12 protein-coding genes are annotated in these 13420 nt (G+C 66.0%); 7 read left to right on the top strand and 5 right to left on the bottom strand.

What is annotated here, in order from left to right; genetic code table 11:
- Positions 1-35 precede the first annotated feature (35 nt).
- Entirely contained in the window at positions 36-2834 is a 2799-nt protein-coding gene (locus tag IPG61_05840) for a hypothetical protein (GenBank protein ID MBK6733599.1), read from the top strand.
- Between the two features lie 209 nt (positions 2835-3043).
- On the opposite strand, the gene IPG61_05835 is transcribed toward IPG61_05840, so the two are convergent.
- Entirely contained in the window at positions 3044-4087 is a 1044-nt protein-coding gene (locus IPG61_05835) for a prolyl oligopeptidase family serine peptidase (protein MBK6733598.1), read from the bottom strand.
- Between the two features lie 37 nt (positions 4088-4124).
- A complete protein-coding gene (locus tag IPG61_05830; protein ID MBK6733597.1) occupies positions 4125-4898 on the bottom strand; it encodes a DTW domain-containing protein in 774 nt (257 codons plus the stop codon).
- A gap of 260 nt (positions 4899-5158) precedes the next feature.
- On the opposite strand from IPG61_05830, the gene IPG61_05825 reads away from it, so the two are divergent.
- Positions 5159-6631 (top strand): transposase, encoded by a 1473-nt coding sequence (locus tag IPG61_05825; protein MBK6733596.1) that lies wholly within the window; start codon positions 5159-5161, stop codon positions 6629-6631.
- 342 nt (positions 6632-6973) lie between these two features.
- Here IPG61_05825 and IPG61_05820 read toward each other — a convergent pair whose 3' ends face one another.
- The 3 genes from IPG61_05820 to IPG61_05810 form a co-directional block, all read right to left on the bottom strand.
- Positions 6974-7825: an IS3 family transposase gene (locus IPG61_05820; protein MBK6733595.1), complete on the bottom strand. Its 852-nt coding sequence runs from the start codon at positions 7823-7825 to the stop codon at positions 6974-6976.
- An 11-nt stretch (positions 7826-7836) separates the two neighbouring features.
- The gene (locus IPG61_05815; protein ID MBK6733594.1) at positions 7837-8115 is read right to left on the bottom strand and encodes a transposase; all 279 of its coding nucleotides are present in this window, start codon (positions 8113-8115) and stop codon (positions 7837-7839) included.
- A gap of 239 nt (positions 8116-8354) precedes the next feature.
- Positions 8355-9380: a beta-lactamase family protein gene (locus IPG61_05810; protein ID MBK6733593.1), complete on the bottom strand. Its 1026-nt coding sequence runs from the start codon at positions 9378-9380 to the stop codon at positions 8355-8357.
- A 609-nt stretch (positions 9381-9989) separates the two neighbouring features.
- Between IPG61_05810 and IPG61_05805 the strand changes: the two genes are divergently transcribed.
- The 5 genes from IPG61_05805 (at position 9990) to IPG61_05785 (ending at position 13417) form a co-directional block, all read left to right on the top strand.
- Positions 9990-10742 carry a transposase gene (locus IPG61_05805; protein MBK6733592.1) on the top strand — a complete coding sequence of 251 codons (753 nt, stop codon included), beginning with the start codon at positions 9990-9992 and terminating at the stop codon, positions 10740-10742.
- A gap of 118 nt (positions 10743-10860) precedes the next feature.
- Entirely contained in the window at positions 10861-11082 is a 222-nt protein-coding gene (locus tag IPG61_05800) for a hypothetical protein (protein ID MBK6733591.1), read from the top strand.
- Between the two features lie 289 nt (positions 11083-11371).
- Complete coding sequence (locus IPG61_05795; protein ID MBK6733590.1) at positions 11372-11866, top strand: DinB family protein; 495 nt, start codon at positions 11372-11374, stop codon at positions 11864-11866.
- Between the two features lie 127 nt (positions 11867-11993).
- On the top strand, positions 11994-12596 hold the full coding sequence (locus IPG61_05790; protein ID MBK6733589.1) for a helix-turn-helix transcriptional regulator: 603 nt from the start codon (positions 11994-11996) through the stop codon (positions 12594-12596).
- Positions 12593-13417, top strand: a complete 825-nt coding sequence (locus tag IPG61_05785) for an SRPBCC domain-containing protein (protein ID MBK6733588.1) — start codon at positions 12593-12595, stop codon at positions 13415-13417. The genes IPG61_05790 and IPG61_05785 overlap by 4 nt, the downstream gene beginning before the upstream one ends.
- Positions 13418-13420: the final 3 nt, after the last annotated feature.

Genomic DNA, 13420 nt, shown 5'->3' with positions numbered 1-13420 from the left:
GGGGCCCGTATGTACACTGCCACGAGGAGGCCGTGATGCGCCGCTCGTCGTTGTTCACCGCACTTGCCTGCCTGGCCGTGCTGGCCGGAGCCCTGCCGGCGGCCGCCCAGCTCTACTGCCCAACTCCCGATCTCGTGGCCATTGTCTTCGACAACGGCGACATCAACTTCGCGCCCGCACTCGGCGTGCCGTTCCGTGCGTACCTCGTGCTGCTGAACTCCTCGTTGCCCGGCGCCGACGCGTTCGAACTGCAGGTGATTCCGCCGGCCATGGCCGGCTCCCTGTTCAAGATCTCCGAGACGCTGCCGCCTGGGAGCATCAACATCGCCGACAGCTCCGGCGCGGAGGCCTGGACCTACATCGTCGGCTGCCGGGCACCGCTGCCGCCGTTCGGCGAGCAGATCCAGCTGATCACCTGGGACCTGATGGTGCTGACCAATCCCGGGCAGTGCGACTTCTTCCTGCGTTCGGTAGGGGCTGTGGCCTCGATTCCGGGCAGCATGGCCTACAACTACACGGACAGCTTTGGGAATGCGACGCTGCGGGCCATGCAACCCATCTCCGGGGCCCAGACAACAGCCGTTGCCCGCCTGTGGCCGGTGACGCCCTTGGACTACTGTGACGTCGAGGTGACGCCGGACTTCACGGTGACGATCGCCGGGGAGGGCGAGACCATCATCGCCGGCGCCGCCGCCAACGCCACCGATGGGCGCGACCTTGGAATCGACCTGCGCGACACTTCCCCGCTGCTGACGTTCCCGCGTCCGACGTGGGACGGCGACTACTCCCGAGACCTGCGCGCATCATACGACCCGGCGCAGGCCCTGAAGACCTGGACCTTCACGGTCCTGCCCTCGGCCTTGCCGGTGAACGATTACCAGGTGGATCTTTCGTTCACGCCGACGTTCGACGCCGTTTCGGGCATCGCCCTGCTGCTGCATGACCATTTCACCGACGCCACGATCGACCTGCGCGCCGCCGGGCTCGAGTACGCGTTCACGTCGATCGGCCCGCGCACGTTCGACCTGACGATCGGCTGGGCGCCGCCGCCCGTCCCCACGCTCACGGTCGACATCGCTGTCGCTTCCGGCGCCTACTCGGATCCGCTGACGCGGGCGGCCACGCACCAGAACGCCACCGACGGCCTCGATCCCGACTTCGACTTCCCGGAACCGTCGCCGCCGCCCGGCAACTACGTTTCGGCGAGTTTCGAGCAGGGCGGCTGGCCGCTGGGGCCGCGCTTCAGCACCGACGTGCGCGCGCTCTTCGACCCGGACGCGGGCACCCGGATCTGGCCGCTGCTGGTCGAGACCGATCTTGCGGGGCCCGTCGTCATGACCTTTGCGCCGAACTTCAGCGCCGACGACAACATCGGCCTGCAGCTGCGCGACCTGCTCACCGGCCAGGTGTACGACCTGTTCCCGTCGCTGTCCTACGTCTTCAACAACTACGGCTCGCCGGTGTCGCGGCACTTCGAGCTCGTCGTCGGTGCCTCGCTGCCGCCGGATCTGACGCCGACAAGCCGGTTGCTGCCGAGCGGCTGGTCGATGGTCGGGCTTCCCCTGGTGCCGGCGACCGGGCAGAACACCGTGGGCACGGTGCTTCTCGACCCGTCGCCCGGCAACGCCTATGCCTTCACGTTCAACCGCTACCTCGGCTACCAGTCCGCGCCGGCCACGGCGACGGCGGCGCCCGGCACCGGCTACTGGCTGGGCACGTCGGCGCCCTTCAATTGGTCCATGTCCGGCACACGCGCGCTCGACGGCTTAAACGTCCTGCTCAACAACGGCTGGAACCTGGTGGGCAACGCGAACTGGTTCCCGGGGCCCTTCGAGGGCCTGCGCGTGGTTCACGGCGGCACGACCTACACCTGGCTTGAAGCCGTGGCCAACGGCCTCGTTTCGGCGGACGTGCAGGGCTGGAACCCGACGCTGTCCACCTACTACGACGCGGTCGACCTGCAGCCCTGGCACGGCTACTGGATCAACGCCCTCTCCGACGACATCATGCTGCGCTTCCATTGGCAGTACTTCATGCAGATTCCGGCCCGCCTGGCGGCAGCGCCGCCGGCGGCGAAGTCGACGGACGGCTCCTGGCGCTCGGACCTCGTGCTCACCGACGCGCGGGACCTGGCCCGCGCGATCACCTATGGCGCCGACGCGACGGCCACCCACGGCTTCGACGCGATGTTCGACCGTCCGATGCCGCCGACGGCGCCGGGCGGCGGTCCGACCCTGTCTTTCCAGCATCCCGAGTGGGAGCTGGCCGCCGGCAGCGCCTTCACGCGCGACATCGCCGGGTCGGGCGGGGAACCGGTGCGCTGGACCGTGGCGCTGGCGGCGCCGGTCGCCCGCACCGCGACCTTGAGCTGGAACCCGTCCGACTGGCCGGAGGGCACGGACTACCAGCTCTACTTCCCGCACGAAAACCGCGTGGCCGTGATGTCGATGCGGCAGCAGACCCGCCTCGCCATCGAAGTCGGCCCGCAGCCGCTGAACGTCGTCATGCGCACGCCCGACATGACCTCGGGCGTCGATGACGTCGTGGCTGCCGGCGACTACTCGCTGGCCGCGCAACCCAACCCGTTCAACCCCGCGACGACGGTGTCGTTTAACCTGCCGCAGAGAGGCCGCGCCGAGGTACGGATCTACTCGGTGCGTGGCGAGCTGGTCGACGTCCTCGGCGGGCGCGATTGCGACGCGGGGCTGCACCGCGAGGTGTGGCGCGGCCGTGACCGTGCCGGTCGCGACGTGCCGAGCGGCGCGTACTTCGGGCGCCTGCACGTCGATGGCCGGCCGCTCGGCCAGGTCATCCGCATGAGCCTGGTGCGTTGACGGCGTCGCGCGCCGTCCTGTGACTGCTGTCCCTCGTGCTGCCCGTCGCCCTGTGGACGGGCAGCACCTCTGTGGTCCGCCGGATCGCCGCAGCACTGGGTCGCTTGCGCCGGCGCAAGTCTCACGCGTTCGCGATACGTGCGCCGGCGCAACTGTCCTTCGGCTTTGCCGACTCCCGCCGCCTCAAGGCATCCGGTCGCGCACAATCATCACGGCCCGAGCGGTTCCAGCTTCGGCAACGGCGCCTTGTCGCGCACGTACCGGTCGAGCCACTCGATCACGGCCCGATTGACCTCCGACCGGAATGCCGACAGCGGATGGTCGCCGCCCTCGAACAGGATGAACCGGTACGGATGACGCACCTCGTACAGCGCCTCGGCCATCGAGAGCGCCTCGCGGGCATTGACGCGCACGTCGGCGCTGCCGTGCAGGAGCAGGATGGGCGTCGCCTTGTTCAGCTTCTCCGGCCAGCGCACGGCCGAGTGCGCTGCGAGCTGCGCTTCCCGGTCGGCCGCCCAGTTGGGCACCAGTTCCGCGAACACGCCCGCTTCCATCTCCGGTCGGCGGGCCACCATGTCGAATGCGTCGGCCATGCCGGAACCGACCACGGCCGCGCGGATGCGGTCGGTCCGCGCCAGGGCCAGGTAGGTCATCATCCCGCCCCGGCTCCACCCGTACATCCCCAGCCGCGAGGCGTCCGCGCGCGGGTGGCCCTCGAGCAGGGGAATGAGGTTCAGCACGTCGTTGACGTCGGCGCCGCCGAACTCCTCGATGCCTTCGCCTCCCGCGTTGCCCCGGTACTGGCTCGCCGCGACGACGTAGCCGGCTTGCGCGAGCGCACCCAGGTTCAACACCGCGAACGTGTCGCTGATGGCGCCGTAGTCCCGGTTGCCGCCGCGGTTGAAGATGACCGCCGGCAACGAGTCGCCCGCAGCCGGCTCGACCAGGTAGCCCCTGACCCGCAGGCCGTCGCTCAGATAGGTGATGCGCTGGACAACCACGCGGTCGAGGTCGATCTCGGCGCCGCGCGCGCGGCCGCGCTCCGCGAAGTACTGCCGCTGCTGCGGGGTGAAGGCGACGGTTTCGCGCGCCACGATGGCGCCGTTCGCGGCGCCGCCCTGCGCAAGCGCCGCCGCTGCGGTGACCAGGGTGAGGAGGGTCGCGAGGATGACGTGGCCGGCGTGGCCGCGGAACTTGCCGATGTGTGTTGACCGCGCCGTGGCGCGGGGGACAGGCTTCTGGTCCTGACTCATGGGACGTACTCCAGGTTCGGGGGTGGCATCGTCGGGCTCAAGAATCGTCGCCTGGCTCGGGTGGCGCCGTCTGCGGCTGCGCCGGGGCCGTTCCGGCGGGCACCTTGATGTACCGGCTCCGCCTCAGGCCGCTGGCTCCCTTCGGCCGCCGCCGACTCGCCGGATCGCTGTAGCCGCCACTGCGTCGGTACCCATCGCGGGACGGATCGCGTGCACAGTCGAGGTGGAACTGCTGCATCCGCGCGAAGAGCCCGAGCATCTGTTCGGGCAGGGCGTACTCGTCCAGGCCCGCCTTCTCGAGGGCCAGCAGCAGCTCGTGCGTGGCCTCCAGCGTGGAGAGGCAGCCAGCCTGGGGTTGCTGCTTGATCACGAAGCGGCTCGAAGTCGTTGACGAGAACATGAGGCGCGGCAGGGCCTGGAGCGTGGGGCTGAGCTTGAGCATCTTGCGCGCACAGCTCCAGGTGGCGTCGAGGAGGAATACGACCAGCCTGCGCCCGCCCAGGTCCTGCGGACTGAGTTCGCCCTTGCTGACGTTCAGCGCCGCCTCACCCGGATACAGGAGCAGGGGCATGTTCAGCGGGTCGCGGATCAGGGCCTGCACGGCCTTGTGTTCATCGAAGCAGGTACCCATCCGGATCTCGCTGTTGGCCAGGCAGAGGTGCGTCAGCCGGCCGGTGCCCGCCTTCTCGTGCTTGAACTCCTTCGGGTGCATGAGGATGACGAAGCGCGTACGCGTCGGCATGCGTATCGCGGTCCCGCACCAGCAAAGGTGTTGGGGCAGGAAGCAGCGGTAGCACATCTCGCGGGTCATGGACTCATTCCGGAAGTTCGTTTTCAGGCGGCGGTCCCCGGCACCGGAAGCAGGCCCGGCAGGCGAGGATTGATTGCGGGTCAGGCATGTGTCAAGTGGCACCTGGGGTTGGGCGCCGGGGCGACACCCTGCATTGACGATCACCGGAGAACCGAGTCGGTTGCGCCGGCGCAAGTATCGCGAATGCGTGAGAGTTGCGCCGGCGCAATTGCCCGCCGGCCTTACCGCCTCCCGCCGCCGCAAGGCATCCGGGAGCGCGCGTGTCTGCTGCAGCCTGTCACCAGCCGGCGACAACTCCTGCCGCGCGCGCCTACCGCCAGCGACGGCCGGCCGCCACGCTGCTGCACGAACTGGTGCGCACCAACCTGGAGACCTGGCTGGCCACCGCCGCCGAGCGTGACGAATACGGCCGCGGCGTGCCACTGCACGTCGAGGCGGTGCTGCGCGGCTACCTGAAATGCGGAATCCTGGCCCACGGCTTTGCCCGCGTGTACTGCGGCAACTGCCGTCATGACTTCCTGGTCGCCTTCTCGTGCAAAGGTCGCGATCTGTGCCCGTCGTGCGCCACGCGCCGCATGGTTGATGTCTCGGCCCACATGGTCGACCAGGTTCTGCCACGCGTACAGCACCGCCAGTGGGTGCTGTCGATGCCCAAGCGCGTCAGGTGGCACCTGCGGCATAAGCCCGAGGTCACTAGCGGCCTGCTCACAATCTTCCTGCGCGCGGTCGAAACCACAATCCGCCAGCGCAGTTCCGGCGCACCGTCTGACGCTCGCTACGGAGCCGTCGCATTCGTACATCGGTTCGGCAGCTACCTCAACAGCCACGTCCATTATCATGTGCTGGTGACCGACGGTGTCTTCAGCGCCGGCGAAGATGGCGAGGCCGTCTTCCACCCGGCCCTGGATCTGGAACCGAAAGACATCGCCGCGGTACAAACAAAGATGCGCCACCGCGGCCTGCGCTGGCTGCACCGCCATGGCCACCTCGATGACGACGCTCTCCATGTTCTCGACAGCAGCGATCACGCCGGCGGCTGGTCGGTCGACGCCTCGGTGACAATCCCGGGCTGGGACCGCCACGGCCTCGAGCGCCTGGCGCGCTACTGCGCCCGGCCGCCGCTCAGCCAGGATCGTCTCGGCCGCCTGAACGAACAGACCCTGGTCTACAGCCTGCGCCGCCCGACCGCCGACGGCCGCACCGAACTGCAGCTGACCCCCATCGAACTGCTGGATCGTCTGGCCCAACTGGTGACCCCGCCCCGGCTGCACAAGCACCGCTACTGCGGCGTGCTGGCACCGAACGCAGCGTTGCGCGCGGCGGTGACCGCGTCGGCGGGTCCGGCGGGTGCGACGCTGCAGCTTCTGGAGCAGGCGCGCGCGAGCATGGGGTTGCCATCGGCCTCGCCGCCTGAGTCCGACCCACCGTCACCGCTGTCGAACCTCCGCCGCGCCGCGGCCCGCTGTTGGGCGCTGCTGCTGGTGCGGATCTACGAATGCCTCCCGCTCAGGTGCCCGAAGTGCGGTGAGCCGATGCGTATCATCGCCTTCGTGCTGGACGAGCCGACGATCGAGCGCATTCTCGCCCACATCGGCGAACCCACGCAGCCGCCGGCGGTGCTGCCAGCGCGTTCGCCGCCGCAGCTCGCGTTCGGGTTCGACCAGACGATCGCCACCGACGACTGGCCGGAGATGGACCAGACGGCGGGGCAACAGGCGGACGGCTGGGAGTGATCCCCTATCAGGCGCACCAGCGCGGGCCGCACCTCGGCAGTGCGGCGAATGGGGACGTGCGCCCGCGAGCACGCCGGATCGGCGCCGCGCGGGGTGGAAACGGTGTCCAGGTGGGGGCTTGGGGCAGGTCGATTGACTTTCTGGGGTTCGGTGGGGGATACTCAAGGGGTGTCAGAGAGCGATCGCGAGGGCTTGGCGAGGGGGAATGGTGGGTTGTTTCGACTATCCTCAGTCATCAAAAAAGAACTCAAGCGGGTTGCCGGTCGAATAATGGAGGATACCTATCCCATCGGCCAACGCTTCATACTCGAGCGTGTGGAATTCCCCTGGTTTCATAGACACCTAACAAGCCACGCTTCGTGAGGCGCTCTCGAACGCCTCGGGACTGACGTTGCCAAGGTGGCTGTGACGACGCCTGACATTGTAGAACATTGCGATGTAGTTGAACAGGTCCGCTCGCGCCTCTTCAAGAGACCGGTAGATCCGCCGACGAACCCACTCCTTCTTCAATGAACTGAAGAACGATTCGGCGACTGCGTTGTCCCAGCAGTTGCCGCGACGGCTCATGCTTGGAACAAGCTTGTTGTGGGCGCAGAACCGGTGCCAGTCGTCGCTTCCGTACTGCGACCCCTGATCCGAGTGCACCACGACGCGGCACTTGGGACGCCGCAGGCGGACCGCCATCTTCAGTGCATCGATGACAAGACTGCGTGTCATTGTCGGCTGCATCGACCAGCCCACGATCCTTCGCGAGAACAGGTCCAGCACGATCGCCAGATATAGCCAGCCCTGCCACGTGCGGATGTACGTGATGTCGGTCACCCAGTCCTGGTTCGGCTCGTTCACCGTGAACTCACGCTGCAGGATGTTCGGCGCCGGGATCGCCGGCCGGCCGTTCACGTAGCGCGGCTTCCGGTAAGCATGGGCGCCGCGGATCCGATTCTGGCGCATGATGCGCTCAACACGATGCAGGCCACAGGACTCGCCCCATTCGCGCAGGTCCTTAAACACCCGCGGACTCCCGTACGAGTAGTTGCTGGCCTCGTGGCTGGCAGCTATCAGCTCGCGCAGGCGCTCGTCCTCGATCGCACGCGCCGATCGGGGCTCCTTGAGCCAGGCGTAGTAGCCGCTCCGATGGACCCGCAGCACGCGACACATCACCGCTATACGGTGCTCGTGTTGGTGTGCCTTGATGAACGCGTACTTTACTCGTGGTCCTTTGCAAAGTACGCGGCGGCTTTTTTTAAGATGTCTCGTTCTTCCTGCGCCCGCTTCAAATCCGCCTTCAGCTTCTGGATCTCGAGCTTGAGTTTGGCCACCTCGTCGGACTCCGGGGCCGCTGGCTTGGCGTGGCGGACCCAGAGGTACAGGGTGTGCGCAGGCACCCCAATCCGCTCAGCAACGTCCTTGACCGGGTACCCCCGATCCACGACCTGCTTGACCGCGTCCGACTTGAACTCGGGAGAGTACTTTTGGCTGCTCATCGACTCCTCCTTCAGGTACAATTGTACCGTAAGAGGTGTCTAGAGAACCGGGGGAATTCCACTTCTTCAATCTGGTACTTTCTCTCTTAACGCGCGGACTGGTTCCAAAGGTCGACGCTAGCGGTCGCCCGTGATCAGTTTGTCGATATTCTTGCGCAAATCATCGTACGCGCCATTGTCCTGGTTACAGAATATGACCATCGTGATACCATCATCTGGATAATAGCGCGCCTCGAAATTTATCCTGGCGCCTGCCCGGCGTGACCATAAGATATGACACGCCCCCGCCGCAATGCCAGTCCAAATCCATAGCCATACGGGTACGCTGGTTCCAGATCGAGATTCCGGGGAACAGTCATTTCCTCCAGCGAGGCCAGCGAGAGCGTTGTCCCCTGGTGCAAGCCTCTTATAAACTTGAGGATATCGCGGGGGGTAGAGTAACCGCCGCCGGCCGAACTTCCGCGCAGGCCATGCCTGGCGGTCACCCAGCCGTCCTTGCTCCGTGTCAGCGGCTCTGCCAGCAGCGTGTCGGCTCTGCTTTTCAGGAAAGAGCCGGTTTCACTCATACTGAGTGGCCGGTAGATATGCTCACGGACATAGTCATAGTAGTTTTGGCCCGTCACCTGCTCAATTATCTTCCCCGCCAGGATGAACCCGGAGTTGCTGTACTGGAACTGAGTTCCCGGCGCGAATGCCGGAGTATCCAAGAGGACAAATGGCATCATCTGGTCAAGACTGCTGATGCTGTCCCAGGCCGCTTCATACGCGTCGGTCCAGTAATCGCCCGAGCCCGAGGTATGAGACAATAGGTGGTGAATGGTGGCGGAACGAATGTACTCTTGATGGGGGTAATCCGGGAAGTATGACACCAACGTATCGGTCAACCGCAGTTTGCCGGCATCACGAAGCTGCATTATCGCCAGCGCGGTGAACATCTTGTTCCCAGAACCGAGATTCATCCGAGCGTGGGGACCAATCGGGCGCGTTCTGGCCGCATCGGCATAGCCGATATACCTCTCGAATATAATCGAGTCGCCTTTGGCGACCAGAACTGCGGCGGCCAAATCATTTTCCTTATTCAGTTTTTCAACATAGCTGCTTAGCCAGTCCAGCGTATGCTGATTATCGATCGAGCCGTTGGGAAGGTAGATAGGCTCGGCGACATCAGCAATAAAGACAATATTGCGCAATTTCGGCGATGGTTCGCTGCTTAGTTTGAACTGAAAGTCGCGCCACTGTTTGTCGTTGACCGATTGGGCGTACAAATGAAGATATTCACCGGTTTGTTCGGAGTGATGGTACGCCAGAAGACCATAGTTTCCCTCTGATCTTGTCAAACAGGGCGACCAACCGTTCTTCTCCCACCTCGGTCAGAGTCGAAGAGGCGTATATCTCTCGTGCGATCGCAGTTCTCACTTCGGGAGAGTCTGCATTTACGCCATCGATGAAGCCCTGGCCGATATCGACGGTGTTAACCTGAGAGACTGGTTGCGCCAGAGCCAATGACAGTGAAGAGCATACCACAAAGGTGACACTCACGAATTGCATGATCTTATTCACAACTTCCTTCCGGGTGACGGATCGTAATTCAATCTATCAAGAAGTGGCCGCGACGTCGAGGGGGCGAACGGTTCTCTTCACAACATTTGACATCCCTTAACCATTATTATCATCTACTCCGACACAATATCGAACGACCTGATTTGGTCGTTCGAGACGAGTATACCAACGTAAGTTATTGCGGTTTATTCAGGGTTATTCGAATCAGAAGGGCACAAAAAAGTCCTTGAAATTCATTGGTTTACGTTGAATTTCAAGGGCTTAAGCCTCTAAAGAAAACAATGGAGGCGGGAGAACCGAACCGCCGAGTTGCGTTGTGGCACCTGCGGCACAAGCCCGAGGTCACTAGCGGCCTGCTCACAATCTTCCTGCGCGCGGTCGAAACCACAATCCGCCAGCGCAGCCCCGGCGCGCCGCCGGGCGCCCGCTTCGGCGCCGTTGCGTTCGTGCACCGATTCGGCAGCTACCTCAACAGCCACGTCCATTTTCATGTGCTGGTGACCGATGGCGTCTTCAGCGCCGGCGATGACGGCGAGGCCGTGTTTCATCCGGCGCTCGACCTGGAACCGGGGGACTTCGAAGCGGTTCAAGCGAAGATGCGCCACCGCGGCCTGCGCTGGCTGCACCGCCATGGCCACCTCGATGACGACGCTCTCCATGTCCTCGACAGCAGCGAACACGCCGGCGGCTGGTCGGTCGACGCCTCGGTGACGATCCCGGGCTGGAACCGCCACGGCCTCGAGCGTCTGGCGCGCTACTGCGCCCGGCCGCCGCTCAGCCAGGATCGTCTCGGCCGCCTGAACGAACAGACCCTGGTCTACAGCCTGCGCCGCCCGGACCGCCGACGGCCGCACCGAACTGCAGCTGACCCCGATCGAATTGCTGGATCGTCTGGCCCAACTGGTGACCCCGCCCCGGCTGCACAAGCACCGCTACTGCGGCGTGCTGGCACCGAACGCAGCGTTGCGCGCGGCGGTGACCGCGTCGGCCGGTCCGGCGGGAGCGACGCTTCAGCTTCTGGAGCAGGCGCGCGCGAGCATGGGGTTGCCATCGGCCTCGCCGCCTGAGTCCGACCCACCGTCACCGCTGTCGAACCTCCGCCGCGCCGCGGCCCGCTGTTGGGCGCTGCTGCTGGTGCGGATCTACGAATGCCTCCCGCTCAGGTGCCCGAAGTGCGGTGAGCCGATGCGTATCATCGCCTTCGTGCTGGACGAGCCGACGATCGAGCGCATTCTCGCCCACATCGGCGAACCCACGCAGCCGCCGGCGGTGCTGCCAGCGCGTTCGCCGCCGCAGCTCGCGTTCCGGGTTCGACCAGACGATCGCCACCGACGACTGGCCGGAGATGGACCAGACGGCGGGGCAACAGGCGGACGGCTGGGAGTGATCCCCTATCAGGCGCACTAGCGCGGGCCGCACCTCGGCAGTGCGGCGAATGGGGACGTGCCCCCGCGAGCACGCCGGATCGGCGCCGCGCGGGGTGGAAACGGTGTCCAGGTGGGGCTTGGGGCAGGTCGATTGACTTTCTGGGGTTCGGTGGGGGATACTCAAGGGGTGTCAGAGAGCGATCGCGAGGGCTGGGCGAGGGGGAATGGTGGGTTGTTTCGACTATCCTCCTCAGCCCCAATGGCGACATGGCGCCCGTGGCCCGAACTTGTCTGCCGCCTCAACGCCACCCAATCCCCAGGAGCGCACGATGTCCATCGGCTTCCTCGACCGCCCCGGCCGCCCCGGCGCCCTGGGCGCCATCCTCGACGAGACAGCCCGCGCGGCGGAGGACTTCTGCCGCGTGGTCGAGAGCCTGAGTCCCGCGCAGTTCGACGAGGTGCGGCCGACCGACGACCCGAACACGGTCTCGTTGCGCGCCCTGTGTGCCCACACGGTCGGTGCGGCGCACCGCTACGCCGACTACATCCGCAAGGCGCGCGGGCTGCCCTACGTCGACATCTACCAGCTCGACCCGCGGCAGCTGGCCGGCCCGGCCGACGTGCGTCCGCGGCTGGGTGTGGCCTTCCGCTACACCGAGGCGGCGCTGGACGGGCTCTACGGCGCGTCCGAGGCCGAGATCGCGCGTGTGACGTTCCCGGTCCGCTGGGGGCCGACCTATGACCCGGAGATGATCCTCGAGCACGGCATCGTCCATCTGCTGCGGCATCGCCGGCAGATCGAGCGGTGGGTGCGCGGGGTCTGAGCGCCGGGATTGACTCCGATCAGTCGGGATTCGGGCCGGCCGACCGGCACGGTGGCACCGCGCAAAATCGACCTTTACGAGCCGAATTTCTATTGACAATAAAAATTGTCAATAGTACCATGTCGGCATGAACGACATTCAAGTCATCGACGATCCCGCCGTGGCGACGGTAGCCCTCGAACCGCTGCGAAGCCGGCTCCTGTCCGAACTCGCGCAACCCGCCTCGGCGGCGACGTTGGCCACGCGGGTCGGCGTGGCACGCCAGAAGGTCACCTACCACCTGAATGCGCTCGAGGCGCACGGGCTGGTGCGGCTGGCCGAGGAACGCAAGTGGGGAGGGCTGACGGAACGGCTGCTCGTCGCGACGGCCGCTTCCTATGTCGTTTCACCGGGAGCCCTGGGGCCCATTGCCGTCGACCCGGACCGGGAAGTCGATCGACTGTCGGCGGGCTATCTCATCGCGCTGGGCGCGCGGGTCATTCGCGAAGTGGGCGACCTGGTACGTCGCGCGACCGCCACGGACAAGCGCCTGGCGACCCTGGCCGTGGATACCGAGGTTCGCTTCCGCTCTGCCGCGGACCGGGCCGCCTTCAGCCACGAACTCACCGAAGCCATCACGCATCTCGTTGCGAAATACCACGACGCTGCGGCCCCCGGCGGCCGCGCGCATCGCCTGGTCGTCGTGGCGCACCCCCTCTCCCAGAAATCCGAGCCCAAGGAGCCATCATGAGCGTGAAGAAAGAAGCCTCCGGACGCCGTTCAATCCAGGTCGACATCGAAGTCCCCGGCACGCCGGAGGAAGTCTGGCAGGCCATCGCCACCGGGCCCGGCATTTCGGCGTGGTTCGTGCCGGCCACGTTCGAGGAGGAGGGCGGCAAGCCCGTCGCGGTCAGGCTGGATTTCGGCCCCTATATGGAATCGCGCTCCTTTGTGACGGCCTGGGATCCGCCGCGGCTGTTCGCCAGGGAAGGCGCGGGCTGGGTACCGGGCTCGCCGCCGATCGCGACCGAGTTCAGCGTCGAGGCGCGGGCGGGCGGCGTCTGCGTTGTCCGCATCGTGCAGAGCCTGTTCTCCAGCACCGACGACTGGGACGCTCAGCTGACCGGCGCCGAAGAGGGCTGGCCCGGCATCGCGCGCATCCTGCGGCTCTATCTCCTGCACTTCCGCGGGCAGCGCGCCGCGATCATGCAGCTCATGGCGCCGGTCACCGGAACGGCCGCGGAGGCCTGGGCGACGCTGACCGCAGCACTGGGGCTGAGCGGCGTGGGTGTCGGGCAAGGCTGGACTGTTCCCACAGGCGCACCGGAGTTGGGTGGCATTGTGGAGCACGTCAGCGACAGCCCGTACGGTGTGCTGCTGCGACTCGACAAGCCAGGGCCCGGCACCGCTGCGTTCGGTACCATCGAATTCGGTGACGCGGTGATGGCGACGCTCACGTTCTACATGTACGGCGAGCAGGCGGCCGCAGGCGTCGAGCACGAGACGCCGCGGTGGCAGGCGTGGATACAGGAGTGCTTCCCGATGCCGGCGGGGTCGGGCGGGAGCGAGTGAGCG

The organism is bacterium (assembly GCA_016703265.1).
In the GTDB taxonomy this organism is placed as follows: domain Bacteria; phylum Krumholzibacteriota; class Krumholzibacteriia; order LZORAL124-64-63; family LZORAL124-64-63; genus CAINDZ01.
Note: the sequence above shows the minus strand (reverse complement) of the source record. Positions and strands in the feature narration are given on the sequence as shown.

Coding starts and splice junctions, on each gene's coding strand:
- IPG61_05800 (MBK6733591.1), top strand. CDS start 10,861: ATGCGTATCATCGCCTTCGTGCTGGACGAGCCGACGATCGAGCGCATT.
- IPG61_05795 (MBK6733590.1), top strand. CDS start 11,372: ATGTCCATCGGCTTCCTCGACCGCCCCGGCCGCCCCGGCGCCCTGGGC.
- IPG61_05840 (MBK6733599.1), top strand. CDS start 36: ATGCGCCGCTCGTCGTTGTTCACCGCACTTGCCTGCCTGGCCGTGCTG.
- IPG61_05835 (MBK6733598.1), bottom strand. CDS start 4,087: ATGAGTCAGGACCAGAAGCCTGTCCCCCGCGCCACGGCGCGGTCAACA.
- IPG61_05785 (MBK6733588.1), top strand. CDS start 12,593: ATGAGCGTGAAGAAAGAAGCCTCCGGACGCCGTTCAATCCAGGTCGAC.
- IPG61_05790 (MBK6733589.1), top strand. CDS start 11,994: ATGAACGACATTCAAGTCATCGACGATCCCGCCGTGGCGACGGTAGCC.
- IPG61_05815 (MBK6733594.1), bottom strand. CDS start 8,115: ATGAGCAGCCAAAAGTACTCTCCCGAGTTCAAGTCGGACGCGGTCAAG.
- IPG61_05830 (MBK6733597.1), bottom strand. CDS start 4,898: ATGACCCGCGAGATGTGCTACCGCTGCTTCCTGCCCCAACACCTTTGC.